Origin of the sequence: Marinobacter sp. SS5-14b (assembly GCF_030541005.1) — a bacterium.
Classification (GTDB): Bacteria; Pseudomonadota; Gammaproteobacteria; order Pseudomonadales; family Oleiphilaceae; genus Marinobacter.
On record NZ_JASSVM010000001.1, the window covers coordinates 85641 to 110056 of the forward strand.

20 protein-coding genes are annotated in these 24416 nt (G+C 58.0%); 10 read left to right on the forward strand and 10 right to left on the reverse strand.

The annotated features are described in order from the left end of the window. Positions 1-6: 6 nt before the first annotated feature. Positions 7-1434, reverse strand: a complete 1428-nt coding sequence (locus QPL95_RS00390) for an amidase (protein ID WP_303289042.1) — start codon at positions 1432-1434, stop codon at positions 7-9. A gap of 236 nt (positions 1435-1670) precedes the next feature. On the opposite strand from QPL95_RS00390, the gene QPL95_RS00395 reads away from it, so the two are divergent. Next, complete coding sequence (locus tag QPL95_RS00395) at positions 1671-2225, forward strand: isoprenylcysteine carboxylmethyltransferase family protein (RefSeq protein ID WP_303289043.1); 555 nt, start codon at positions 1671-1673, stop codon at positions 2223-2225. Positions 2226-2229: 4 nt separating this feature from the next. On the opposite strand, the gene djlA is transcribed toward QPL95_RS00395, so the two are convergent. Both djlA and QPL95_RS00405 read right to left on the reverse strand, forming a co-directional pair. Further along, positions 2230-3012, reverse strand: a complete 783-nt coding sequence (gene djlA / locus QPL95_RS00400; protein ID WP_303289044.1) for a co-chaperone DjlA — start codon at positions 3010-3012, stop codon at positions 2230-2232. A 53-nt stretch (positions 3013-3065) separates the two neighbouring features. After that, positions 3066-5864, reverse strand: coding sequence for an HD domain-containing phosphohydrolase (locus QPL95_RS00405; RefSeq protein ID WP_303289045.1), 2799 nt, complete (start codon positions 5862-5864; stop codon positions 3066-3068). Between the two features lie 89 nt (positions 5865-5953). Between QPL95_RS00405 and alkB the strand changes: the two genes are divergently transcribed. Next, the gene (gene alkB, locus QPL95_RS00410; RefSeq protein WP_303289046.1) at positions 5954-6604 is read left to right on the forward strand and encodes a DNA oxidative demethylase AlkB; all 651 of its coding nucleotides are present in this window, start codon (positions 5954-5956) and stop codon (positions 6602-6604) included. A gap of 4 nt (positions 6605-6608) precedes the next feature. Here alkB and QPL95_RS00415 read toward each other — a convergent pair whose 3' ends face one another. Further along, the gene (locus QPL95_RS00415; protein WP_303289047.1) at positions 6609-7889 is read right to left on the reverse strand and encodes an MgtC/SapB family protein; all 1281 of its coding nucleotides are present in this window, start codon (positions 7887-7889) and stop codon (positions 6609-6611) included. A gap of 327 nt (positions 7890-8216) precedes the next feature. On the opposite strand from QPL95_RS00415, the gene QPL95_RS00420 reads away from it, so the two are divergent. Genes QPL95_RS00420 through QPL95_RS00430 form a run of 3 tightly spaced genes read left to right on the forward strand, consistent with a single transcriptional unit; the run spans position 8217 to position 12208 of the window. Continuing rightward, a complete protein-coding gene (locus QPL95_RS00420; RefSeq protein ID WP_303289048.1) occupies positions 8217-9704 on the forward strand; it encodes a SulP family inorganic anion transporter in 1488 nt (495 codons plus the stop codon). Positions 9705-9706: 2 nt separating this feature from the next. Further along, on the forward strand, positions 9707-10633 hold the full coding sequence (locus tag QPL95_RS00425) for a universal stress protein (protein WP_303289049.1): 927 nt from the start codon (positions 9707-9709) through the stop codon (positions 10631-10633). A gap of 15 nt (positions 10634-10648) precedes the next feature. Next, positions 10649-12208: a phospholipase D family protein gene (locus QPL95_RS00430; protein ID WP_303289050.1), complete on the forward strand. Its 1560-nt coding sequence runs from the start codon at positions 10649-10651 to the stop codon at positions 12206-12208. 5 nt (positions 12209-12213) lie between these two features. Here the strand turns inward: QPL95_RS00430 and QPL95_RS00435 are convergent, their stop codons facing one another. From QPL95_RS00435 to QPL95_RS00445, 3 genes are read right to left on the reverse strand one after another with little or no spacing between them, the layout of a single operon-like run. Next, positions 12214-13404: an NAD(P)/FAD-dependent oxidoreductase gene (locus tag QPL95_RS00435; RefSeq protein ID WP_303289051.1), complete on the reverse strand. Its 1191-nt coding sequence runs from the start codon at positions 13402-13404 to the stop codon at positions 12214-12216. 45 nt (positions 13405-13449) lie between these two features. Beyond that, entirely contained in the window at positions 13450-14256 is an 807-nt protein-coding gene (locus QPL95_RS00440; RefSeq protein WP_303289052.1) for a PhzF family phenazine biosynthesis protein, read from the reverse strand. Positions 14257-14288: 32 nt separating this feature from the next. Then, complete coding sequence (locus tag QPL95_RS00445; RefSeq protein ID WP_303289053.1) at positions 14289-14558, reverse strand: hypothetical protein; 270 nt, start codon at positions 14556-14558, stop codon at positions 14289-14291. 211 nt (positions 14559-14769) lie between these two features. On the opposite strand from QPL95_RS00445, the gene QPL95_RS00450 reads away from it, so the two are divergent. Then, complete coding sequence (locus tag QPL95_RS00450; protein WP_303289054.1) at positions 14770-16185, forward strand: PLP-dependent aminotransferase family protein; 1416 nt, start codon at positions 14770-14772, stop codon at positions 16183-16185. Here the strand turns inward: QPL95_RS00450 and QPL95_RS00455 are convergent. Together QPL95_RS00455 and QPL95_RS00460 are read right to left on the reverse strand one after the other, a co-directional pair. After that, complete coding sequence (locus QPL95_RS00455; protein WP_303289055.1) at positions 16173-16832, reverse strand: response regulator transcription factor; 660 nt, start codon at positions 16830-16832, stop codon at positions 16173-16175. The two genes, QPL95_RS00450 and QPL95_RS00455, sit on opposite strands and share 13 nt — an antisense overlap. Then, positions 16822-18330, reverse strand: coding sequence for a sensor histidine kinase (locus QPL95_RS00460; protein WP_303289056.1), 1509 nt, complete (start codon positions 18328-18330; stop codon positions 16822-16824). The genes QPL95_RS00455 and QPL95_RS00460 overlap by 11 nt, the downstream gene beginning before the upstream one ends. 157 nt (positions 18331-18487) lie before the next feature. Between QPL95_RS00460 and QPL95_RS00465 the strand changes: the two genes are divergently transcribed. The 4 genes from QPL95_RS00465 to QPL95_RS00480 all read left to right on the forward strand — a co-directional run bounded on the left by QPL95_RS00465 (position 18488) and on the right by QPL95_RS00480 (position 23893). Continuing rightward, positions 18488-20116: an acyl-CoA synthetase gene (locus tag QPL95_RS00465; RefSeq protein WP_303289057.1), complete on the forward strand. Its 1629-nt coding sequence runs from the start codon at positions 18488-18490 to the stop codon at positions 20114-20116. A 94-nt stretch (positions 20117-20210) separates the two neighbouring features. After that, a complete protein-coding gene (locus QPL95_RS00470) occupies positions 20211-21587 on the forward strand; it encodes a solute carrier family 23 protein (RefSeq protein ID WP_303289058.1) in 1377 nt (458 codons plus the stop codon). Between the two features lie 196 nt (positions 21588-21783). Next, on the forward strand, positions 21784-22734 hold the full coding sequence (locus QPL95_RS00475; protein WP_303289059.1) for a DegV family protein: 951 nt from the start codon (positions 21784-21786) through the stop codon (positions 22732-22734). A 130-nt stretch (positions 22735-22864) separates the two neighbouring features. Next, positions 22865-23893: a hypothetical protein gene (locus tag QPL95_RS00480; protein ID WP_303289060.1), complete on the forward strand. Its 1029-nt coding sequence runs from the start codon at positions 22865-22867 to the stop codon at positions 23891-23893. An 87-nt stretch (positions 23894-23980) separates the two neighbouring features. Here QPL95_RS00480 and fdxA read toward each other — a convergent pair whose 3' ends face one another. After that, a complete protein-coding gene (gene fdxA / locus QPL95_RS00485; protein WP_303289061.1) occupies positions 23981-24304 on the reverse strand; it encodes a ferredoxin FdxA in 324 nt (107 codons plus the stop codon). Between the last annotated feature and the right edge of the window lie 112 nt (positions 24305-24416).

Consider the following 24416-nt stretch of genomic DNA (forward strand, 5'->3'; position numbering starts at 1 on the left):
TTAAGCTCAGTAGCCCGCCAGGGAGGGCCAGCTCTGCTCTGCTTCGAGCAGGTAGGCGATTTCGAGCAAGGTGCGCTCATCACCATGGCGCCCCATGAACTGAACCGATATGGGCAGATTGTTTTCGGTTAAGCCCATGGGCACCGAGATCGCCGGTGCGCCGGTGGCGTTGGCGAGGGGGGTAAAGTTGACGTACTGCATCAGCCTTTCAAACAGCGTGTCGAAGGGCACGGTGGGGCTCAGGTAGCCGAGCGGTGGTGTGGTGTGGGCCAGTACCGGTGTCAGAACTGCATCGTATCCTGCCATTTCCCTGGCGTAGTCGTGCCAGGATCGTTTCAGCCGCCAGATAGCCGCAGGTAATCGCCAGATCTGCTTTCGCATCATGCGGTCCAACCCGTTGGTCAGGCCGTCTACCTTTCGTTTGTCAAAATCGGGGTGCAGGAGTTTACGACCCTGAAGCTTGAGGCCGAAGGCGAGCATGCCCCAATACAAGGCAAAGTCATCCGGAAACGACTTGGCTACGGGAACCGCCATGGGCTCCACAATGTGACCGGCCTTTTCCAGCTGCCTGGCCGTTTGTTCAACGGTGAGCCGGGTTTCGGCGTCGGTTGGATAGCCGTTGATGGAATCCAGTACCAGGCCGATGCGGAGTTGTTTGTGACCCGGCCCGTGAACCTGGCCAACTTCAGGCAGTTTCGGGTTGTGAAAATACTGTTCGGCGTAGGCGATAAAAGCCGCGCTGTCGCGCACAGAGCGAGTGACCACGCCATCGCTCACAATATTCACGGGCAGGGTTTTGGCAGCTTCATTATCGACAACCCGCCCGCGGGTGGGCTTCAACCCGATCAGGCCGCAACAGGCGGCGGGAATGCGTATGGAGCCCCCACCATCGTTGGCATGGGCAATGGGTACTACGCCGGCCGCCACCATGGCGGCAGCACCGCCGGAAGATGCGCCGCAGGAATAGGCCAGATTCCAGGGATTGCGGGTGGGTTGCCCGTGGGCCGGTTCGGTCGTCGCGTTGAAACCGAATTCCGGCATGCTGCTTTTGCCCAGGCACAGGTAACCCTGCGCCAGCATCTGCTCGGCGAAGGGGCTGGTCTTGCTGGCGAGCTGGCGCGGAACGGCGGCGGAGCCATGGCCGGTGGGCAGTCCTTTGACGTCGGTATTATCTTTGATAAAGGTCGGAACGCCAGCGAAGGGCGCGTCTGATGATGCCAACTTTGCAGCCTGTGCAAGGGCGCCATCGTAAGCTTCTGCGACCACTCCATTGAGTGTGACCTGAGCCAGCCTGGACCGTTCGATCGCTGCGCTGACAACGTCCAAGGCGGATACCTCACCACTTCGGATTCTTGCCGCAACCTCGGTGGCATCTGATGCCCCGAGCGCATCATCCCGAAAACAATTGAAGGAGGCAGGCTGAATAAAGTCCATTCGATACTCCAGGCGGTCAGTTAGCCTCAAACCATAACCCAGCTTCAAACGTGATGACATGTCATTTTGGGTATGGCGTCACAGTGTGCCGCGTTGCTTCCATAATAATGTTTGATCAGCATCACTTTTAATCACTTGTGCCAGGCCGTAAGCTGTCCTCCGATTTGTTGACCCCAGAAAGAACCATGCATGTGATCGAGCCCGCTGTCCGAGTGTTTCTCGGCATTTATTTTTTGATGATTGGACTTCAGTTCAGCGCCAGAACCCTGGGGTTGTATGCGCGCCTGGGCTTTTCCCATATTCATTACGGTCGGCGGGGAAGAGCCACCTGGTGGCACCGGCATACCTTCAATATGTTTAGGGCGGCGATTCTGCTGGTGTGTGTGGTTCGCATCTTTGCAGATATCGATGCCTGGCTGGGTGTTTTCCCCTGGCTTTATTATTGGCCGATATTGCTGGCGGGTATGGTGTTGATGATGGCGGCCTTCGCCTCAGTGAATTACCTTCAGGCGTACATGCACGATGACTGGCGTTCGGGTATTGATCCGGAAAACAGGGGCCGCCTGTTGACTGCGGGCCCCTTTGCCAGAAGCCGAAACCCGCTGTTTCTGGCGGTAATGGCGGGCCAGCTTGGGTTCTTTCTGGCACTGCCGAGTGTCTTCTCGTTGATGTGCCTGGTGGTGGGGGGGGTCGTTATCGGCCGGCAGGCCAGGGAAGAAGAGAAAGCCCTGACGTTGCGCTTTGGCGAAGACTACATGGCCTACTGCCGGCGCGTTCCTCGCTGGTTCTGAACCGCTACGAAGCGGTCTTCCTGGCTTCTTTGATCACATCGTAAGCATGGCTGATTTCACGGGTACGTTCCTCCGCCATTTCCCGCATGCTTTCCGGCATGCCTCGCCCGGCCAGTTTGTCCGGGTGGTTTTCACTCATCAGTTTGCGGTAAGCCCGCTTCAGCTCGGTATCCGAGACACTGGGCGACACTCCCAGAACTTTGTAGGCATCCTCCAATTGCTGACCGGTTGAGTAGTTGGGACTGCCTCCGGCCTGGCCCGCGTGGGCGCCGCGAAGCATGGCTTCGAGTTGGTCTACCTGGCTTTCCGGCAAACCAAGCCCCCGGGCAATGCGCACGAGCATTTCGTGCTCGGCCGGGTGTACCACGCCGTCGGCCGCAACAGCCGATACCTGAACCTGCAGGAACATTTGCAGGAATGCCGGTTGCCGACCAGTGGACTGCAAAAATTGGTTAAGCTCGGCATCCAGATCAAAATCCGGGGATTTGCCCCGATTGAACGCGTCTCTGGCCATGGCTTTTTGTGATTCGTTCAGCCGGAACCGGGCAAACATGGTTTCCGCCATCTGAATCTCGTCCCGCGAGACCACACCATCCGCTTTGCACAGTGCGCCCATCACCGCAAACATGGATTCGATGAAGCCGGCTTGCAGATTCTGGATTTTGCCAATCAGGCGTTGTTTTATGCGCTGGAAAAGGAAAGCGCCGATCGCCGCGCCGACCAGAAATCCTGGGAAGCGGCCGACGGCATAACCAATCAGGCCACCAAAAATAATTGCAAAAAGCATTCATCTATCCTTCAAGTAACAATCAGTATCGGGAATATACGGGTTTTTCGCGGCTACTGCATGAACAGGCTTTCATCCACAGGATCAATCTGTTCGGCGCGCAGATGCTGCTCGGCATAGCGCAGGTAGGTGCCGGAACGGACAAACAGCCTGAATACTTCCGGGTCAATATGCCCTTTGTCGACCATCCCGGCCATGATGCTGAGGGCCTCGGTCAGTGTCTTGCCCTTTTTGTACGGACGATCCACTGCGGTGAGTGCCTCGAACACATCGGCAACGGCCATGATCTTTTCCGGGATGGTCATGTCGCTTGCCTGAAGGCCGCAAGGATAGCCTTTTCCATCCATGCGCTCGTGGTGGGTGCCTGCAAGCCGTGGCACCTTGGCCAGGCGGTCAGGCAAGGGCAGGGCGTCGAGCATGCAGATGGTCTGCACGATGTGTTCATTGATCTTGAACCGCTCTTCATCGGTCAGCGTGCCCGAACGCACGGTCAGGTTGTGTAGCTCACCCCGGTTGTATTCGCAGTCCGGAAGCTTCATGTCAAACCCCCAGTGATTGCGCGGGTCGTCTTTCTGCACTGGTGGTATACGATCACCCCAGGCCCTGATGTGTCCGGGTTTGTCAGCCAGCAAGGTTTCGCTCGCGGGCAAGGGGGCTTCGGGCGTGTTCGTCAGGGCCCGTTCCTCATCTCCCGATAGCCCGATTCGGTCACTGAAGTGGCGCAACCAGGTCCGTTGGCCAATTCGACCTATACGCTCCACGTCGTCATCAGAGATCCATTCGCTGCCCTGGTTGGCTTGCGCGAGAAAGGCATAGTCAACCTGCAGCTTTGCCTGGGCCTGATCCCGCCTGGCCGCCGCATCCGCATCATTCTCACCGGCGAGGAGTGCGTTCAGGTAGGCAATGTCGGCATCCCGGTGCAGCACTTCAAACCGGGTGCGGATCTCATGAATTCGGTTGTGGATGGTTTCCAGTTTTACAGCTTTGTCGACCACGTACTCAGGGCTGGTGATTTTGCCGCAGTCATGCAACCAGGCGGCCAGGTGGAACTCATAGCGTTCGTCTTCAGACATTCTGAACGGTGCAAAGGCGCCTTCTCCGCTTCTTTCAGCCTCATCAACCAGCATTTGAGCCAGTTTGGGGACTCGCTCGCAGTGGCCCCCGGTATAAGGTGATTTTGCATCAATGGCATTGGCCACCAGCCGGATGATGCCGTCAAGCAGGGCTTGCTGGCTTTCGATCAGCTCTCGGGTTTCTATGGCGACAGCGGCGGAGCCGGCTATTTCATCCACAAAGGTAATCAGATCATCGCTCAGGTTGGTTTGATTGCCGTGCTCGATTTCTATGATCAGAACGCCGATCAGCTTTTTGCGTCGGTTTTTGAGAATCGCAAACACCGGATGACCGGGAATGTATCTGCGAAGCTCCCGAATGACTTCGTAATCATCGGCGTCGGGCGTGATCGGGTGAACGGAAGCAGGCAGCTCCAGATCCCGGTTCACCGACAGGTAAAGCTTCTGCTCGCGACTGTTGAACAGGTACACCGCGCCCCGTTTCTGCCCTACGATGCCAACAAGCTGCTCGAGAATGTCTTTTAACAGCTGGTTGAGGTCTTGCCCCCGGTTCAGCACGGTTGAAATGTTCTGAAAGCTGCGAATGGTGTGAGCCATGTCGTCCAGGGCAATGCTCAATTCTGACGCTTCCCGTATGCGGGAGTTGGACCTGACGGGCGTATCAAACCGGAATCTGGAAAGTCGGCTGACCTGTCCTGTCAGTAGCTCAATCGGTTTGCCTACCTGCCGCCCCAGTGCCCAGCCCACGATCAGTAGCATCAGGGCAATGGCGCCGGCAATCAGGGTCTGCCGGGTGAGGGCCGTCCAGACATCGGCCAGCAGCTCATCCGAAGGAATGGCAATGACGATGGCCAGCGCCTCGCCCGGCAGGGATTCCAGGGGTTCGCTGATGCCATACCAGTCTTGCCCGTCCAGGGTGAACTGGCTGATGCCTGCTTCGTTTTCAGGCATCAGCGCGCGGATAACCGCGTCATCTGGCTCGTTGGTTTGGGACGAACTGGCAAGCAGTTGGCCCGATGTGTTCAGAATGGCAATGCGGCTATCGGGGGTCTGTTTCAGTTCGACCAGTTGGGCGCCGAGGTCCGTAACGGTAACATCGATGCCCAGAACGGTTGCCGCGTTACCGCTTGCCTTTTGAGACAGAGTGATGCCGGTTTCCCGGGTGGTAAAGAACGCATAAGGTGCGGAGAGCCGCAGGCTATCTGAATCCTGTGCGGCTTGATACCAGGGCCGCTGGCGGGGATCGTAGTCGTAGCTGGCCAGTTCGCGATGCTCGATCAGGTTCAGGTTGCGATCGTAGAATCGCCAGCTGCCTTGGTGGCCGGTTTCGCTGCGGACCAGACTTTGCAGTAGAAAGTGGCTGTTGACTGGCGCGTCCGGAAACTGAGCGGCGCCGGAACTTTGTAACTTTCGGAACAGAAAGAAATCGCCGTTTCCATAGCCAGCGTAAACGGCACTGACGATGTGGCTGCTGGAGAGAATGTCGGCGACAACCGGCAAACGTTCCAGCCGTTGCTCTAATGTGTCAGCGTTGGTTAGGGGATCGTGTCGGAGCACGGCAAGGGCGGTGGACGGTGGTTGTGTGATGGCCTGTATCCGGTCATCCACGCTGACGGCCAGTTGCCGCGCAGTGGCTGATGCAGCCGTGATCTTGGCCTGTTCCATGCCCCGAAAGCTCTGGCCAACCAGGACAATGGTCAGAATCAACATGCCCAGGGTAATCGCGAACGCAATAAGGAAGGCCAGTGAAACCTGAGCGAGCTGACGGTGAGGTTGCATGAGGTGCCCTTGATAGATATTGGTACTTGCTGTCAGTTTAGACGCTCTGACTTTGTTGTCCTGATTTTCTCAATAAAAATGATCAGCTTATGACTTTTGACCTGTTTGATTCCGATGATGAGCTGCCGTGGCAGGAGCGACCGTGCGAGGGCCTGGTGATTTTGCGGCGATTTGCGTGCGCTGCCGCACCCGCGCTGATGAGCGCAGTGGCGGATATCGCCGGGCAGGCGCCGTTTCGACATATGGTGACGCCAGGCGGATATTCTATGTCGGTAGCCATGACCTGTGCCGGGCCGCTGGGCTGGGTGACGGACGCTGGAGGTTATCGCTATCAGGCCTGTGACCCTGAAACCGGCCAGCCTTGGCCGGCCATGCCCGACAGTTTTGGCCAGTTGGCCCAGCAGGCCGCCGCGGCAGCAGGCTTCCCCGGCTTCGTACCGGATGCCTGCCTGGTCAATCGCTATCAGCCCGGAGCAAAGATGGGGTTGCACCAGGACAAAGACGAAACGGACATGTCCTGGCCGATCGTTTCGGTGTCTCTGGGATTGCCCGTCGTGTTTCAGTTTGGTGGGCCCAAGCGCAGCGACCGGCCGCAACGCATTGTGCTGGAGCATGGTGATGTGGCGGTGTGGGGTGGCTCGGCCAGGTTGAACTACCACGGCGTACTGACGCTCAAGGCCGGCCAGCACCCGCTGACGGGGAGCTTCCGCTACAACCTGACGTTCCGCAAGGCTGGCTAGTTCGTTATTGCAGCCACGCAACCAGCAGGCCGGCACCGAGCGAAAGCACCATGGGTACAGCCACCAGCAGGCCCGCCTCGCGGTTGCCGATGGTCCAGGCAATGCCAGACTTCACCAGGTTGTTGACCGCCGCCGCAATGACGATGCCCAGGACAGCGGCGTCCATGGCCAGCCCGTTATTGGACATGCGGGTGAGGGAGAGCGTTATGGCATCGACATCGGCTACACCCGATGTGGCGGCCAGGGCATAGACGCCGGCATCACCAAAGGCATTCTTCAGAAATTCACCCAGCAGAAGTATGGCTGTGAGCAGAAAACCGAACACCAGCGCGGAGGACAGATCCAGCGGGTTCTGGGAAAGATTGGGCTGGCTGACCTGCTGTTGCTTTGAATTCTTCCTCCAGATAACCAATGCCGGACCGTAAAGCAGTGCGGTCATCACCAGCACTGGCCAGATCAGCTGAGGGAGCAGGGCGGCATTGATCACCAGGCAGTACACCAGAATCCGTGGAAACATGGTGCCGCAGGCAATCAGAATGCCGGCGGCAAACTGAGGATTGAAGTCGGGGTTCTTGGCGGATTGACGGGCGAAGTGCAGGGTCAGGGCGGTTGAGGAGCTGAGGCCGGCAAACAGGCTGGTGAACAGGATACCCTTGCGGGCTCCGGCCACCCGGATGGCGAAATAACCGACAAAGGAGATAGAGGCAATCATCACCACCATCCACCAGATTTCCCTTGGGTTCAGCACACCGCCGGGGCCCATTCGCTCATTGGGCAACAGGGGCAGCATCACCACGGAGATCAGCAGCAGCTTCAGGGCGGCATCCAGCTCGTGGGCCTGCAGTTTCTGTACCCAGCCGTGAATTTCTTGTTTGTTATCCAGAATAATGGCTGTCACCACGGCCGCGGCTGTGGCAATAACCGGGTCAACCGCCACGGCCACTGCGCCGAAGCAAAAGGTCAGCAGCATGCCCACCAGGCCGGTAATGCTGAAGTTTCGAATGTGGTCCAGGCGCTCGCTGTAGGCGACCAGACCCATGGCCGCGACACACAGAAGCAGAACCGGGAAGGCCCAGACAGTAATTTCGGTGGCAAGCACGGCGGAGATGCCGCCCAGCAAACCCACCAGCGAGAAGGTACGTATGCCCGCAATACGCTCGCCGGACTTTTGTTCCCGTGCGTCCCACCCCCGCTCCAGTCCGATGATGGCGCCAAGCAGCAACGCCACAGCCAGGTGGATGGTGGTCTGGTTTGAGGCGATAAACTGGTTTGCTACATCGTCCATCTGGAGGCATCCGGTGAAAAAACGGTTTTGCTTTGCATTCTAGGCAATTACCGGCGGTCAGGTCACCTTTAAGCTGAACCGGTTGAGGGTCGCCTTACTTTTCGTGCCTGCATCTGCTAAGCTTCGCGCCCCCGAATCAACAGTAACCTGACTAAAATCAAAGCGAAGCTCCCCAAACCGTGACGATCCTTCCGCCCTAGCGTTTCATCCATTCTTCACTGGCCCCGGCCAGAATACCCCGCAGGCTTCCTGAGGTTTGCCCGTGCCCGGCCTGGTGGCGCCTGGTAACTTTTTCTCTTTTCTTTGTAAAACTGGATATCCCCAACCATGGTGAATGCACTCAAGCAAAACTGGTTCTCGAATATTCGCGGCGACCTGCTCTCCGGTATCGTGGTGGCCCTGGCGTTGATTCCCGAGGCGATTGCCTTCTCGATCATCGCGGGTGTTGACCCGAAAGTCGGCCTGTATGCGTCGTTCTGTATTGCGGTCATCATCGCGTTTGTCGGTGGCCGCCCCGGCATGATCTCGGCGGCGACCGGCGCCATGGCGCTGTTGATGGTCACTCTGGTGAAAGAACACGGGCTGGAATACCTGCTGGCCGCGACCTTGCTGACAGGGGTGATTCAGATCGCGGCAGGTTACTTGAAGCTCGGCAGCCTGATGCGTTTTGTTTCCCGTTCGGTGGTGACCGGCTTTGTCAACGCGCTGGCCATCCTGATTTTTATGGCGCAGCTCCCAGAGCTGACTAACGTTACCTGGCATGTGTATGCCATGACCGCCGCCGGCCTTGGAATCATTTATTTGTTCCCGCTGCTACCTGCGGTGGGAAAGCTGATTCCTTCTCCTCTGGTGTGCATCGTTGTTCTGACCGGTGTTGCTATGGCACTGAATATGGACATTCGTACCGTGGGTGATATGGGTAAACTGCCCGATACGCTACCAATCTTCCTGTGGCCGGATGTGCCGCTTACCCTTGAAACTTTGAGGATCATTCTGCCGTATTCGGTGGCGCTGGCAGTCGTTGGCCTGCTGGAATCGATGATGACCGCCACCATCGTGGACGACCTGACCGACACCACCAGCGATCGCAACCGTGAGTGTAAAGGTCAGGGTATTGCCAATATCGGCTCCGGTCTGCTGGGCGGTATGGCCGGTTGCGCGATGATTGGCCAGTCAATCATCAACATCAAATCAGGCGGTCGTACCCGGCTGTCAACGCTGACGGCGGGCGTCTTCCTGTTGATCATGGTGCTGGTGCTCGACAAGTGGCTGGTGCAGATTCCCATGGCCGCACTGGTGGCGGTGATGATCATGGTCTCCATCGGTACCTTCAGCTGGGGCTCCATCAAGAACCTCCGGGACCACCCGCTTTCCACCAATATTGTGATGGTGGTGACGGTGGTCGTGGTCGTGGCCACCCACAACCTGGCGTTCGGCGTATTGGCGGGCGTGCTGCTGGCCTCGTTGTTCTTCGCCAACAAAGTGGGCCACTACATGCTGGTGACCTCCGAACGGGACGAAGAAACTGACACTCGCCGCTACACCGTGGTGGGGCAGGTGTTCTTCAGTTCTTCGGAAAAATTCACCGATTCCTTTGACTTCAAGGAAGCAGTGGATAATGTAGTGATAGATCTTAGCCGGGCACATTTCTGGGACATTACCGCGGTTGGTGCTCTGGATAAGGCGGTGCTCAAGTTCCGCCGCGAGGGCGCGGATGTTGAGGTGATAGGCCTGAACGAGGCCAGCGCCACCATCGTTGATCGCTTCGGGGTGCACGACAAGCCCGATGCCGTTGATCAGCTGATGGGGCACTGAATATGACCGCGACCAAAGAAAATTCAGGTATACAAAGCCATAATAAGAACGAGAAACATCACCAAGGCGAGGCAGACATGTTACGAGTAGTGGCCTGTATCGACGGTTCCCGGGCAGCTCCAGCGGTGTGTGATTACGCCGCCTGGGCCAGCCGGCACATGGACACACCCCTGATGCTGTTGCACGTGCTCGATGAGGAGCGCTATCCGGCGGAGCCGGACCTGGCGGGCAGCATTGGCCTGGGCAGTCGTGAGCAGTTGTTGGATGAGCTGGCTGAGCTGGATCGAAAACGCGCGAAGCTTGCTCTTGAACACGGCCACCATATGTTGGATGAGGCAGAAGCCCGGGTAAAAGCGGCAGGTGCCGCCGAAGCGGTCAAGCGCCAACGCCATGGCAACCTGACCGAATCCCTGATGGCTCTCGAAAAAGAAACCCGCCTGTTTGTGGTCGGGTTGCACGGCGAAAGCAGCTCCGATCGTGACATTCATATCGGAAGCCAGCTGGAAACCGCGATCCGCAGCGTGCATCGTCCGATTCTTCTGGTACCGGATGAGTTTGCTCAGCCCAAAAGCGCCATGCTGGCGTTCGATGGCAGCGACACTGCCTTCAAGGGTGTGGAATTGCTGGCGGCAAGCCCGGTGCTGAAGGGCATGCCCGTGCATCTGGTGATGATTGGTACCGACTCTGCAGACCGCTGGGAGCAGTTGAAAAAGGCAGAGAAAATGCTGGCCGGGCTGGGTGTGGAGATTACCCCGGCTATTCGTGACGGTGATGTTGAGCCTGCGCTGCACGCGTACCAGGACGAGCACGATATCGACATTCTGGTGATGGGCGCCTATGGCCACTCCCGGATTCGCCAGTTCCTGGTGGGAAGTACCACAACCACCATGCTGAAAACCGCGAAGAAGCCCCTGGTTATTCTTCGTTAGGCAGGAAACTACGCCATGCCCGGTCAACTCACGAGAATAATTCTCACGCCGCTGAGTCTGTGTTTGATTCTGGGGTTGGTAACCGGGTGTGCCTCCGCGTTGCAGCCGATGGATCATGAGCCGGACCTTAGAAGGGCGCCGGTGCCGGACTCCTTCCTGACGGATCAGGGCCAGGTACACCTCGCCCCTGGCTCTCAGGATTCCGGTTTCCAGCTGCTCGACACCGGCCGGGATGCCTTTCTTGTGCGTGCTGCTCTGATTGAGGCTGCCAGCCACCATATTGATGCCCAGTATTACATCTGGAATGACGATGCTACCGGCCGCTATCTGGCCGGCCGCCTGGTCGCAGCGGCAGATCGGGGCGTGCAGGTGCGGCTGCTGCTGGACGATATCAATGCCGCCGGCAAGGAACCTCTGTTTGCCAGCCTGGGTAGCCATCCGAACATTCAAGTGCGTATTTTCAATCCTGCCAGATCCCGCAGTGGCGTTAGCCGTTTGCTGGCCCTGCTGGTCGATTTTGACCGAATCAACCGTCGCATGCACAACAAAACCCTGGTGGTGGACGGTTACGTGGGTATTGCGGGGGGACGCAACATTGGCGACGAGTATTTCGATGAGCACCCGACACTGAATTTTCGGGATCGGGATGTGATGGCTCTGGGCCCGATGGCCGGCGAAATGACGGATAATTTCGAGGCCTACTGGAATAGCCAGTGGGCGTATCCACTGGCCGACCTGTATCCGTTGCCATTATCCGAACAAGCATCAGATGCACTGGCACGCCTCACCCGGGAACCCTCTGGAACGAAGACCTTTCAGGCAGCGCCACCGCAAAACAGACAAGCAGCGGAAACTCTGCTGAGTGGCTGGTTTGCGGGCATGGTGCAGGCACCGGGTGAACTGGTTTTTGATCCACCGCCAGAAGATCCGGAAGCCCCGGCCAATGCCCGACAGAATACTGCGAAAGCCTTGTATCGGCTGGTAGAGGCAGCGGAATCGGAGGTGCTGATCGAATCGGCTTATCTGATTCTGGCAGAAGATCAACTGGAAGATCTGAGCCGCCTTGCCCACCCGGCGCTTGAGATTGCGGCCATCACCAATTCATTGGCCTCCAACGATCTGGTCACCAATCATTCCGGTTATGCCCGCTGGCGGACGGAAATGCTGGAGCAGGGTATTGAGTTGTATGAGCTTCGCCCGGGCGCCCCAGCTTGTCTGAAATGGGTTGCCAGCCATTCAGCCTGCGAACAGGGTGCGGTCAGCCTGCATTCCAAAGCGGTGGTGTTTGATCGGGAAACCCTGTTTATCGGCTCGTTCAATGTGAACCTACGGTCTATGTACCTTAATGGCGAGACCGTACTGATCATCCACAGCCCGGAACTGGCAGAAACCGTTGCCAATGACATCCGCTACGCCATGGCGCCGGAAAACAGCTGGCAGGTCAGCCTGGATGAGCGAGGCGATCTGGTCTGGCAGTCTTCAGGGCAACGGATCGATCACGAGCCGGGTGTGGGTTTCTGGCGGCGGGTGACGTCGAAGTTCTTGTCCTGGTGGCCGTTGGAAAAGTACCTGTAATAACGTCAGGCATCGTTGCCTGCCGCCACGCCGGAAGCCCAGGCCCATTGAAAATTATGCCCGCCCAGATGGCCAGTTACATCCACCACTTCCCCGATAAAATACAGATTGGGCTGTTCCAGCACGGCCATGGTTTTTGACGATAACTGACGGGTATCCAGGCCGCCCAGGGTTACTTCGGCGGTCCGGTAACCTTCGGTGCCGGCGGGTTTGATGATCCAGTTGCCGAGAGTGTCGGCAATCTGCTCGATGTCCTGGTTACGGTATTCCTGCAGCGGCCGGCTCCAGCCCTGAAGTTCATTGAAGGCCTGGGCGAAGCGTTTGGGCAGGTGCTGGTTCAGGTACTGCGCCATGGTGGACTGGGGCTTCTGCTTGCGCAGCGCAAACAGGTCGTCCTGGACGGTTTGTGCCGGCAGCAGATTGATGTGCAGCTCGTCTCCCGGCTGCCAGTAACTGGATACCTGTAGCATGGCAGGCCCGCTCAGGCCCCGGTGGGTGACCAGCATGGGCTCGCGAAAATGCTGCTTGTGGCAGCTCGCGTCCACGGGGCAACTTACGCCGGCCAGGGGCGCCAGCTGTTGCTTCAGCTCCGGGTGCAGGGTGAATGGCACCAGCCCGGCGCGGGTGGGTAATACCCTTAGCCCGAACTGCTTTGCCAGTTCGTAGCCGAAACCGGTCGCGCCCATGGTAGGGATGGACAGGCCGCCGGTGGCAACCACCAGCGATTCGCACGTCAGGCTGCCGGCACTGGTTTTGACCGTATAGCCGGAACCGGAGGCCTGAACGCCGGAAACAGCGGTGTTCATGCGGATTTCCGCACCGGCCCACTCGCACTCGGTTAACAGCACATTGAGAATGTCTTTCGCGCTGTCCTTGCAGAACAGCTGTCCCGGTGCTTTTTCTTCGTATTCCACCCCGTGGCGGTCCACCAGTTCGACGAAATCCTGCGGGGTATAACGCTTCAGGGCCGAGATGCAGTAATGGGGGTTGTCCGAGAGAAAATTTGCCGGCGTGCTGTTCAGGTTGGTGAAATTGCAGCGGCCGCCGCCGGACATCAGGATCTTCTTGCCGGGCTTGTTGGCGTGGTCAATCACCAGCACTTTGCGGCCGCGATAGCCGGCGGTGGCCGCGCACATCAGCCCGGCGGCACCGGCGCCGATGATGATCACGTCATACTGGGATGTGGATACTGCCATTGACTGCCCGCCGCTGATAGAAAACCGGCGGGCAGTATATCAGCCTCAGGGTAGCTGCACGGAGCCTTCCATGAAGAACGCCGCCTGGCCGGCAATGGCTACGCGTTCGCCTTTGAGTTCGCAGCGCAGTTCACCACCCCGGGCCGAGAGTTGCCGCGCCTGCAGACTGGACTTGCCCAGGCGTTTGGCCCAGTAGGGCGTTAGCACACTGTGTATCGAGCCTGTGACCGGGTCCTCCTCAATACCCACGCCCGGTGCGAAGTATCGGCTGACAAAATCACAGTGTTCTCCCTCAGCCGTCACAATCAGGCCCTGATTGCCCAGCTGTCCGAGTTTGCGGATATCCGGAGCGGCGGATCTGACCTCCGCCTCGGATTCCAGAACCACCAGGTAGTTGGTGTCGTTGGGTACGAAAAAGGCTTCACTCGGTGCGCCGGGCAGGGCTTCAGTAATCAGTGCCGGAGTAGGACAGCGCTCGAAGGGCAGGTTAGGAAAGTCCAGTTCCAGCCAGCCGCCGGGCCTTTTCGAAACCGCCAGCGGTCCGGACTTTGACTGAAATCGAACAGTATCCCCTGGCCATTCCAGCTTGTTGAACACCACCCAGGCCGACGCCAGCGTAGCATGGCCGCACAACGGCACTTCTGCAGTCGGAGTGAACCAGCGAATGTGAAAGTCGGCGTCATCGAGCTCCGGTGTTGCTACCAGAAACGCCGTTTCCGACAGGTTGTTTTCTGCGGCTATCGCCTGCAACACGTCGTCCGGCAGCCAGCTACGCAGCGGCATGACGGCGGCCGGGTTGCCACCGAACAGTGTGTTGGTAAAGGCGTCTATCTGGAAGATCGGTGTCTGCATGGTTTGTCCTGTGGGCGCTGAATTGGCTTGTGTCATGTTCGGCTAGCGGCGAACTGTTGTATTTCGCCTTCACTGTAGCAATGAAATTCGGGCAAGGGCGTCCTGCCCCGGATGATCCAGTGCGTCGGTCCGGTCTGGCTGACATGGTATCCGGCCTGCGCAAGTGTCTGGAACGCCTGTAACAAGGTCGGGTGCGCCGTTGCGCGGGTGTCCGAGAGGCCAAGCACATCCTTACGGCTGCGCCGGGTGCGTAATTGTCTTACATCGGCTGCCTGGGCCAGCGGTGAGGTTGCTGTTGCCATGGTGAAGCTCCTTCTTCTCTGATCCGGATCTCATTGTCTGCCGGGCCAGACTTCCATAACAGATTCAGTTAAGTTGTTATTGAACCGGTACAGTCGTCGGCTTTTGGCATCTGTGCCGTACAGAAAATAGCCGATCTGTACTGCCGGTTTTGTCGGTGGTTCTGGTCCAATAGGTTGATGAATCGATGGATTGTGATGGCGGGAGGCGGATATGGGTGCGCTCTATAATCAGGTGGCTGATCAGTTACAGGGGTTGATTGCGGATGGCGTTTATCGGGCGGGTGATCGCCTGCCCGGCGTCAGGGCTCTCAGTCGACAGTTCGGGGTGAGCATTTCTACCGTGCTGCAGGCACATCAGACCCTCGAAGCCCGTGGTTTTCTTCAGGCCCGGGAGCGCAGCGGTTATTTCGTGTGTCTGCCGGCCCGGGATGTGCCGGAGCCGAGCATGCCGGATCAGCGTACCCGGCCTTTGCCGGTGTCTGCCCGGGAAATGACGCTGGATTTGTGTGCGGATGAGCAAAAACGGATGGTGCCGCTGGCAACGGCCATTCCTCACCCGGATTACCTGCCGGTCCGGCAGATCCAGCAGAGCACGATCTGGGCCGCGAGGCGCGGGCTGGAAACGCTGGATTACGCCTTTCCCGGCAAGGAAAGTTTCCGGCGCCAGATTGCCCAGCGTATGGCAACCCTGGGGGTGCCGGTGTCACCGGAAGATGTGCTGGCCACCAATGGTGCGCAGGAGGCGATTATTCTGGCGTTGCGGGCGGTTACCCAGGCCGGGGACATTGTTGCGGTAGAATCGCCGTCTTTCCCGGGCATTCTGCAGGCGCTGGAGGTGGTGGGCTTGCGGGTGATTGAAATCCCTACCCACCCATCCGAAGGGATGAGCCTGGAGGGTCTTCAGTTGGCGCTTGAGCAATGGCCGCTGAAGGCCTGCGTGGTGGTGCCCAATCACAGCAATCCGATGGGCGCCCGGATGAGCGACGAGCGCAAGCAGCAGCTGGTCTCCATGCTGGCGGCCGCCAATGTTCCATTGATCGAGGATGATATTTACGGCGATCTCTATCACTCGGGTGAGCGTCCGCGGCCGGCCAAAGCCTTCGATCGCTCCGACAACGTGATTTTCTGCAGTTCGTTTTCGAAGACCGTTTCGCCTGGTCTTCGGCTGGGCTGGATGATCCCGGGGCGCCACATGGCCAGCGCCCGCCAACACAAATATTTCGTGAACCTGGCCACCTCAACCATTCCGCAGTTGGCAATGGCGCATTTTCTTGAGCAGGGCGGTTACGACCGTTACCTGCGTCAGGCCCGGCAGCATTATCGTGAGGGCATTGAGCGGCTGCGTGCGGCGGTGGCCCGGTCTTTCCCGGAGGGTACCGCGGTGAGCCGGCCTCAGGGCGGTTTTGTGCTGTGGGTTCAGATGCCGGTGGGTGTGTCAGGCACCGAACTGTACCGTCGGGCCAGGCAGGAAGGCATCAACGTGGCGCCTGGCCTGATGTTCTCCACCACCAACAAATTCGAGAACTGCTTGCGACTGAACGGCGGTAATCCCTGGAGCGAACGCATTGAAAAGGCGGTTATCCGACTGGGTGCCCTGGCCCACGAGATTCGCGATCAGGGCGCCTGAACGCCGCGCAGGTGCTCGGGGTCCAGCAGGCCGGCGGCAATGGCGATGCCGGTCACATCTGGTAGTCGATCGGCACCAAGCCGTTTCATTACACGGGCCCGGTACAGGTCGATGGTTTTGACGCTCACGTCCAGCTGCTCGGCAATTTCCCGGCTGGTGTAACCCTGGGCCAGAGGCAGGAATACGTCCCGTTCCCGGCGGGTGAGGGTGTCGATGAGGGCTTCGGTATCGGCGCTGGCCGGGCTCTTTTCCTGAGCCGATGTCGCCTGCTGAAGCGCCTGCTGAACGCTGTCCAGAAGCAGCTGTTCGTTGAAGGGTTTTTCGATGAAATCGAAAGCGCCGGATTTGAAGGCGCGCACAACAATCGGCACGTCGGCGTGCCCGGAGATAAAAATGATGGGCACATCCAGGTCCCGCTTCTGCAGTTCCTCCTGCACATTCAGCCCCCCCAGCCCGGGCATCCGGATATCCAATACCACGCAGCCGGGGCGACAACCTTCCACCGCCTCCAGAAACTGCCGGCCGTCACTGTAGGCTTTAACTTCAAGCCCTACGGATTCCAGTAACCATTGCGTGGATTCCAGCATGCCGGCATCGTCGTCGACCACATACACGGTGTTGGCTGGAGACTGGGGATTACCGGACATCGGGATCTACTCCTGAGCGATTTTTCGGAATGCCGCGAGGGTTATTGGCGGGGAACCGGCAGATCAACGCCAGACCTCCGGTTTCGAGTCGGGTGGCATCGAGGAAGCCACCAAAACCTTCGATAATCGAGCGGCTCATGGACAGCCCGAGACCGAGGCCTTTGGGTTTGCTGGTGTAAAACGGCTGGAACATCTGGCGGATGCCTTCGTCACTCAGCCCTGGCCCCTCATCGGAAACCTGAATCAGGGTTTCCTGCTGGTCGTTCACGCAGGTGCTGACCACAATGCGCGAGGCTCCGGCGTTGCCCGGGTCCGGATTCGCCTCTACGTTGGCCTCGATGCCGTTACGGATCAGGTTAATCAATACCTGTTCCAGCAGCACCGGATCTGCAGTAATGACGGGGGAGTCACCCGCCAGGTTTTCATACAGCCGCACGCCGTTCTTGTCGGCTTCCCACTGACACAGTCGGACAACGTCTGTGATCACGGCGTTCAGTGATATCGGCCCCATACGTTTCTCACCTTTGCGAAGAAACGCCCGCAACCGCTTGATGACTTCTGATGCCCTGTTTGCGTGGTGCACGATTTTCTGCAGGCCGTCGTCCACCTTGGTGAGTTTTTCCGGCTGCTGGTCCGCTTCTTTCAGAAAACGCTGGCTTGCTGAGGCAAAATTCACAATGGAGGCGAGCGGCTGATTCATCTCGTGGGCAATGCTGGAGGCCAGCTCACCCAGAGTTGCCAGGCGCGCGGTGTGGGCCAGTTCGTCCGCCAGCAGGCGGGTCTGTTCTTCTGACTCCACCCGGGCGGTAATGTCGCGGGAGACACTGATCACTTCCACCACGGCACCGGTATAGGTTTCACGAATGGCTCGGCTGGCAATCTCGAACCAGCGCCGGCTGCCATTACGGTGCAGGATTTCCAGGGTCATGGTGGCGTAACCGTCTTCCCCCAGCCGGTGCCGGGTCAGAGCCAGCTGTTCAGCCGCATGCTCACCCTGGAACACCGTTTCGAGCGCCTTGCCACGTAACTCTTCCGGCCAGTAACCGAGCAGTCGCCAGGAAGCAGGCGTCGCGTCAATGAAGCGGCCATCCGGAGCGTGCCGGGAGATCAGGTCGGTGGTGTTCTCGGTGATCAGCCGGTACAGGCGGCTGGAGCGGAGCGCTTCTTCCCGGGTGATGATGTCCTGAGTGGCCTCTCGTCCACGCACCAGCACCTGCTGGTTGTCCTGGTCGGGAATGAAACACCAGAGGCAGATGGTGCCCGCAAACCGGGACTCGACATTTTCGATGGCGCGGCCCTGATCCAACGCTGATTTGACTAACGCTTCGGCGTTTACCGGCAGTAACTGGCCAGGGGTATCGAGCTGTGCTTTGTTTAGTAAAGCATCCGCTGAAGCATTCGTGGCCAGCACTTCTGCCCTGGCGGTCACGATCAGGGTGGGGTGCGGGTCTTTGGCCAGCAGTGGGCTGAAAGCGACGGGCTGTTTAGGCTTACTCATAAGGTTATAGTAAAAATCCTATAATACCATGGTAGAGTTTCTAGCATTGTTGCTGTGTTCTACCATTTTCGGCAATTTGAAGTATAGCTGCTTTGGCTATTCTTCTGAATACGCCATAAGCCATAAGAACAACATCCGAGATTAGAGGACCACGCCAATGACTTCGATCTTTGACCAGGGCCTGACGCCCCGGGACGCCAATTACGCTGTCCAGTCCCCCATTGATTTTATCGAGCGCACGGCCAGTGTGTATCCGGACTACCCTGCAATCATTCATGGGGCCATCCGTCGCAACTGGGCCGAGACTTATGACCGTTGCCGTCGTTTGGCCTCTGCGCTCAAGGGGCGGGGCATTGGCAAGGGTGACACGGTTGCGGTTATGTTGCCGAACATTCCCGCCATGGTCGAATGCCACTTTGGTGTGCCGATGGTGGGTGCCGTGCTGAATACGCTGAACGTTCGCCTGGACGCCGACGCGATCGCCTTCATGCTGGAGCACGGTGAGGCCAAGGTGGTAGTTGCCGACCGCGAGTTCGGTCAGGTGATCAAGGATGCCGTTCGTCATCTTGAACATAAGCCGCTGGTGATCGATGTCGACGACCCGGAGTATGGCGAAGGCGTGCAGGTAAGCGATCTCGATTACGAGGCGTTTCTGCAGGAAGGCGATCCGGAATTCCAGTGGGCCTTCCCGGCCGACGAGTGGGATGCCATTTCTCTGAATTACACGTCCGGCACTACCGGTAACCCGAAGGGTGTGGTGTATCACCATCGCGGTGCTTACATCAATTCGCTGGGTAACCAGGCTGTGTGGTCGATGGATATGCACCCGGTGTACCTGTGGACATTGCCGATGTTCCACTGCAACGGCTGGTGCTTCCCCTGGACCATCACGGCCATGGCGGGTACCCACGTGTGCCTGCGCCGGGTGGATCCGGAGAAGATTCTCCAGTTGATTCGCGATCACCAGGTGACCCACATGTGCGGCGCGCCGATCGTCCTGAATGCTCTGCTGAACGCCTCTCCGGAAGCCAAAGCCGGCATTGATCACGAAGTGAAATCCATGACCGCCGGTGCGGCGCCCCCAGCCCAGGTGATTGGTGCCATCGAAGAACTGGGTATCAAGGTGACTCACGTATACGGCCTGACGGAAGTGTACGGCCCGGTTACCGTGTGTGCCTGGAAGTCCGAATGGGACGAGCTGCCCCTGCGCGAGCGCGCCCAGATCAAGGCACGTCAGGGCGTTCGTTATCACACGTTGGGCGGCACCATGGTTGGCGACCCCAGCACCATGCAGCCGGTACCGAAGGACGGTAAGACCATTGGTGAGATTTTCCTCCGTGGCAATACCGTGATGAAAGGCTACCTGAAGAATCCATCAGCAACGGAAGAAGCCTTCCGTGGTGGCTGGTTCCACACCGGTGACCTGGCGGTATGGCATGAAGACGGTTACCTGGAAATCAAGGACCGTCTGAAAGACATCATCATCTCCGGTGGTGAGAACATCTCCACCATTGAGGTTGAAGATACCCTCTACCGTCACCCGGCGGTCATGGAAGCGGCCGTTGTGGCGCGCCCGGACGAAAAGTGGGGCGAAACACCCTGCGCTTTCGTCACCCTCAAGCCTGAGGCAGGCGATGTGTCTGAAGAAGACATCATCGAATTCTGTCGTGAGCATTTGGCTCGGTTCAAGGTACCCAAAACCGTTGTCTTCTCGGAATTGCCGAAAACATCGACCGGCAAGATCCAGAAGTTCGTGTTGCGGGATCAGGCCAAAGAACTGAATTGATCTCCTGAACGGTGGCGCCAGCTGGTGCCACCGACTCTCACCACAAAAACAACATTGACTGGCACCCTGAGCAGGCGTGCCCGGAGGTAGTATTATGCAAATGTTCCACAGAAAAAACGGTGAAGAACAGCCGTTCTGGCCGGCTGGTCCGTTCAAGGTACGTCTTCCGTTTGTCCATTACCGCTGGGAATTCGCGGAGATGGTGCAGGCACTGATCATGTTCGTGGTCAGTCTGGCGATGATTCCGTTGCTGGAAAAATACCTGGGTGTCCCCTACGACGTTGCCCTGGCCTACGTGGTGGTTTGTGGCATCGGCTTCATGCTGCCCGCGTTGCTGGGTGTGCCCCTGGTGCCGGGTTGGATTACGCCCGGTATTCCCGTGGTTCTTCTGTTCCTTTCGGATTACGAGCCAGGGCCAGAGGCCATTCAGGCACTGTTTGCACTGCAGTTCCTGGTGTTCCTTATCTTCCTGATTCTTGGCGTCACTCGCCTCGGCAGTAAGCTGGTGAACTGGATCCCACGCTCCATGAAAGGCGGTATCATCATCGGTGCCGGTATTGCCGCTCTGATGGGTGAGATCGAGGCCGGCGGCCGTCTGGCCAATACCCCGATCTCCCTGATCGTCGGTGGGCTGGTTTGCCTTTACCTGATGTTCTCGGTGTCGTTCAAGGGCTTCGTGGATACCAACGCTCTGGCCCGGAAAATCGCCAACTACGGCATGGTGCCGGGTATGATCGTCGCCATTCTGGTGGGTTTTGCGACCGGTGAATATGCGGTACCCGATGTTAAGTGGGGCATCACCAAGCCGGCTTTTGATCAACTGTGGAACTACCTGCCGTTCAGCGTTGGTTTTCCGGATCTGAACATCTTCCTGTACGCCATTCCGACCGCCGTAATCGCTTATGTTATCGCCTTTGGTGACATCGTGGTTGGTCAGTCCCTGATGAACCGTGTTGATCACCTGCGTAAAGACGAAGACATCGACAACAGCGTTGACCGCGTTCACCTGGTCACCGCGATCCGTAACGGTGGTCACGCCTTCTTCGCACCCTATCCAGGCCTCGCCGGTCCGATCTGGACGGCGGTAACAGCTACCATGGCGGAGCGTTACAAGTACGGTCGTAATGCGATGGACTCCATCTACAGCGGTGGTGGCACCTTCTGGATCACCGGGTTTATCGCGCTGTTTGTGCTGCCACTGGTGAGCTTCTTCCAGCCGGTGCTGCCGATCGCTCTGTCCCTGACTCTGCTGCTGACTGGCTACATCTGTTTGATGGTGGGCCTGGAGCAACTGGAGAACAACACCGAGCGGGGCATTGCGGGCACCATGGGTGTGGTGCTGGCAGTCTACGGAGCAGGCTGGGGATTGGCCACCGGTGCCATCCTGTACTTCCTCATCGAACGTACGCACTTGCTCGGCTTCACGTCAGACCCGGAGGCACCGGGGGCCGAAGCGGCAAAAGAACACTGAACCTGATGCCGCCGTGTTCGGCGGCGGCATCAACCCACTGTGTGTCCTTGGGAGGCCTTGTGCCTCCCTTTTTTATTGTTTGACTTAATCAGGCTGCTGAATTTTTCGCCAGTTTGTGCAACACTGTTGGCCCTAAAAATAATGACAAAAAAGGGCGCCCCGGTTCGGGAGTAGCCTGAATCTGGAGGCATGCCGCATGCGAGTTGGTCTGATTGTTGATTCCGCCTGTGATCTACCCTACGAATTTGCCCGCAAACACGATCTGTTTGTTCTGCCCGTAACCGCCATCATTGATGGTCAAACCTATATTGATACCCATGACCCGGTGAAAACGCAGGAGTTCTACCAGAGTGGGCTTCTGGATAAGGGCCATGAGGCGGAAACCCAGGCGTTTTCCGCACAGCAGATCCATGATTTGTTCATGGAAAAGATTGTTACCCAGTTTGACGTGGCTATTTGTGAAACCGTGACTCGCAGCCGTAGTCTGATCTTCCAGAATGCCAGTGAGGCCATGAACACCGTCATGGCCAATTACGAAGAAGCGCGCAAGACGGCAGGCCTGGAAGGCAAGTTTTCCATGCGGGTCATCGACAGCAAACAGATCTTTGCCGGCCAGGGTTTGCTGGCGGCACACACGCTTAGACTGATTAGCCAGAAGATGCCCAAGAACGCGTTGCGGCAGGAGGTGGAAACCTTTACTGACAAAATCTACACATGCGTGATTCCCCGAGATCTTCATTACATCCGCGAGCGAGCGCGTCGCCGGGGCGACAAGAGTGTGTCTTTTGTTGCAGCCTTTCTCGGAAAGGCTTTGAACATCACTCCGGTGATTTTTGGGCAGGGTGCTGCCGGTAATCCGGTCGCAAAAACCCGTGACTTCAATGTGGCGGTCGAAAAAGTGATGAATTACGCCTGTGCCCGGGTGGAGGCCGGCCTGCTGACGCCCTATGTCAGTCTCTCCTGTGGTCTGAGCTGGACCGAGATTGAGGACCTGCCGGGCTTGAATCGTCTCCGGGACGCCTGCGAAAGCAACGGTGTCGAATTGCTGCTGTCCCAGATGGGAATCACCAGTGCAATCTATGTGGGGCCGGGCAGCATCTGCCTCGCGCTGGCTTCCGAACCACATGAATTCAGCGATTTTCAGTAGTCTTTGGGGCCAGTCTGCTTGACTGGCCCTTTCTCACCCCATTCCCGGTAATTCAGGCAAACCCGGCTCGCGGGTTTCCGTGATAGCCTCATGCCATATTTCAGGAACCGTGCCAAAGGATGCCAGTGTTATGACCAAACCTACGCCCAACTTAGCCGATACTCTGTTTGAGGCTCACGTTAAGCATGAGATGGCCTCTCTCAAAGGTGCCAAACTGAGGAAGTTTCTGGAGGCTGAGGTTGATGAGCTACTGAAGCATGCTGAAACGGTTCCTCTGGAGCAGCTCGTCAGTTCCGAGCAGGTGATGGGGGTGATCCGGCGTATTGTTATCGATATGGAGCTCGATGCGGGGATACCGGAGCTGGCCGCAGAAATGGCGACTGAGGTAATGAGCGCGCCGGTGCAGGCAGACACCACTTTGGGTGAGATCTTGTCCCGTGATCAGGCCAGTGCTTTTATTGAAGAAGCTCTGGAACTTCGCCAGCAGCGGGAGCGCATTATTGCCGGGATCATGGCGCATCCGGTGTATCAGGAGTTGGTATCCAATGTGGTTTACCACGGGCTGGTGAACTACCTCTATGAAGACAACCTGCTGACCCGCTCGGTTCCGGGTGTGGGTTCGATGATGAAGTTTGGCAAGAAAATGGCCAATAAAGCGGTGCCAGGGCTGGACGAAACCTTTGAACGGCGCATCAAGGCCTGGTTGTCCGACAGCTTGCCGGGGCTGATCACACGCAGCGAACAATTCCTGCACAAGGCGCTCACGGACGACGAGCTCAGGGACAGCGTGATGGCGGCCTGGGTGACGCTCGAAGGATCCACCATTTCGGAGCTCAAAGACGGCTTGGGCGATGTGGAGCTTCAGGAGTTTGTAGTGCTGGGGTATGACTTCTGGCTGCACTTCCGGGAAACCGCCTATTTCGAAGGTTGCGCACAGGCTGCGGTTGAGCACCTGTATGCAAAATATGGCAGTAAACCCGTCATCGCTTTACTTCAGGACGTTGGCGTGACCCGTGAAGTGATTGTCACGGAGCTGGCAGAGTTGGCTTTACCGGTGGTCGACGTGCTGAGAGAGGAAGGCTACGTTGAAGCGTTACTGCGTCGGCGGCTTGGTGCTTTCTACCGCTCAGCCGCGGTCAAGAAACTGCTGGTGGACTGATCGTACCGAGCCACCTGAAGCCTGCGCCAACAAAAAGGCCGGAAGACGAACATCTTCCGGCCTTTTTGTTATCAGTAACGGCTGGGCTCAGCGCTCCAGATACTGAAGCTTGTCTGGCTTGCCATCCCATTCTGCGGCGTCTGGCAGCGGATCTTTCTTCTCGGTGATGTTCGGCCACTTGCCCGCCAGGTCGGCGTTGATTTCAACAAAGGCAACCTGATCAGCCGGCAGCTCGTCTTCCGAGAAAATCGCTTCGGCCGGGCATTCAGGCTCGCACAGCGCGCAGTCGATGCACTCGTCCGGGTCGATGACCAGAAAGTTGGGGCCTTCGTAGAAGCAGTCTACCGGACAGACTTCCACGCAGTCGGTGTATTTGCACTTGATGCAGTTATCAGTAACGATAAACGCCATAGTCAGATCCCTGGTTCGTAGAACGTTCAGTCTCATCAGGAGCCTTGAAAATCCGGCCCCTTCTATAATTTGTGCGCGATATTGTAGGGAGCGCCCCGCGCAGCCGCAAGCT

Excerpts from the sequence above, each read along its gene's own strand:
- QPL95_RS00405 (WP_303289045.1), bottom strand. The coding sequence starts at position 5,864 with ATGCAACCTCACCGTCAGCTCGCTCAGGTTTCACTGGCCTTCCTTATT.
- djlA (WP_303289044.1), bottom strand. The coding sequence starts at position 3,012 with ATGCTTTTTGCAATTATTTTTGGTGGCCTGATTGGTTATGCCGTCGGC.
- QPL95_RS00440 (WP_303289052.1), bottom strand. The coding sequence starts at position 14,256 with ATGCAGACACCGATCTTCCAGATAGACGCCTTTACCAACACACTGTTC.
- QPL95_RS00475 (WP_303289059.1), top strand. The coding sequence starts at position 21,784 with ATGCGAGTTGGTCTGATTGTTGATTCCGCCTGTGATCTACCCTACGAA.
- QPL95_RS00470 (WP_303289058.1), top strand. The coding sequence starts at position 20,211 with ATGCAAATGTTCCACAGAAAAAACGGTGAAGAACAGCCGTTCTGGCCG.
- QPL95_RS00435 (WP_303289051.1), bottom strand. The coding sequence starts at position 13,404 with ATGGCAGTATCCACATCCCAGTATGACGTGATCATCATCGGCGCCGGT.
- QPL95_RS00460 (WP_303289056.1), bottom strand. The coding sequence starts at position 18,330 with ATGAGTAAGCCTAAACAGCCCGTCGCTTTCAGCCCACTGCTGGCCAAA.
- QPL95_RS00480 (WP_303289060.1), top strand. The coding sequence starts at position 22,865 with ATGACCAAACCTACGCCCAACTTAGCCGATACTCTGTTTGAGGCTCAC.
- QPL95_RS00390 (WP_303289042.1), bottom strand. The coding sequence starts at position 1,434 with ATGGACTTTATTCAGCCTGCCTCCTTCAATTGTTTTCGGGATGATGCG.
- QPL95_RS00425 (WP_303289049.1), top strand. The coding sequence starts at position 9,707 with ATGACCGCGACCAAAGAAAATTCAGGTATACAAAGCCATAATAAGAAC.
- QPL95_RS00415 (WP_303289047.1), bottom strand. The coding sequence starts at position 7,889 with ATGGACGATGTAGCAAACCAGTTTATCGCCTCAAACCAGACCACCATC.
- QPL95_RS00455 (WP_303289055.1), bottom strand. The coding sequence starts at position 16,832 with ATGTCCGGTAATCCCCAGTCTCCAGCCAACACCGTGTATGTGGTCGAC.
- fdxA (WP_303289061.1), bottom strand. The coding sequence starts at position 24,304 with ATGGCGTTTATCGTTACTGATAACTGCATCAAGTGCAAATACACCGAC.
- QPL95_RS00445 (WP_303289053.1), bottom strand. The coding sequence starts at position 14,558 with ATGGCAACAGCAACCTCACCGCTGGCCCAGGCAGCCGATGTAAGACAA.
- alkB (WP_303289046.1), top strand. The coding sequence starts at position 5,954 with ATGACTTTTGACCTGTTTGATTCCGATGATGAGCTGCCGTGGCAGGAG.
- QPL95_RS00465 (WP_303289057.1), top strand. The coding sequence starts at position 18,488 with ATGACTTCGATCTTTGACCAGGGCCTGACGCCCCGGGACGCCAATTAC.
- QPL95_RS00420 (WP_303289048.1), top strand. The coding sequence starts at position 8,217 with ATGGTGAATGCACTCAAGCAAAACTGGTTCTCGAATATTCGCGGCGAC.
- QPL95_RS00430 (WP_303289050.1), top strand. The coding sequence starts at position 10,649 with ATGCCCGGTCAACTCACGAGAATAATTCTCACGCCGCTGAGTCTGTGT.
- QPL95_RS00450 (WP_303289054.1), top strand. The coding sequence starts at position 14,770 with ATGGGTGCGCTCTATAATCAGGTGGCTGATCAGTTACAGGGGTTGATT.
- QPL95_RS00395 (WP_303289043.1), top strand. The coding sequence starts at position 1,671 with ATGATTGGACTTCAGTTCAGCGCCAGAACCCTGGGGTTGTATGCGCGC.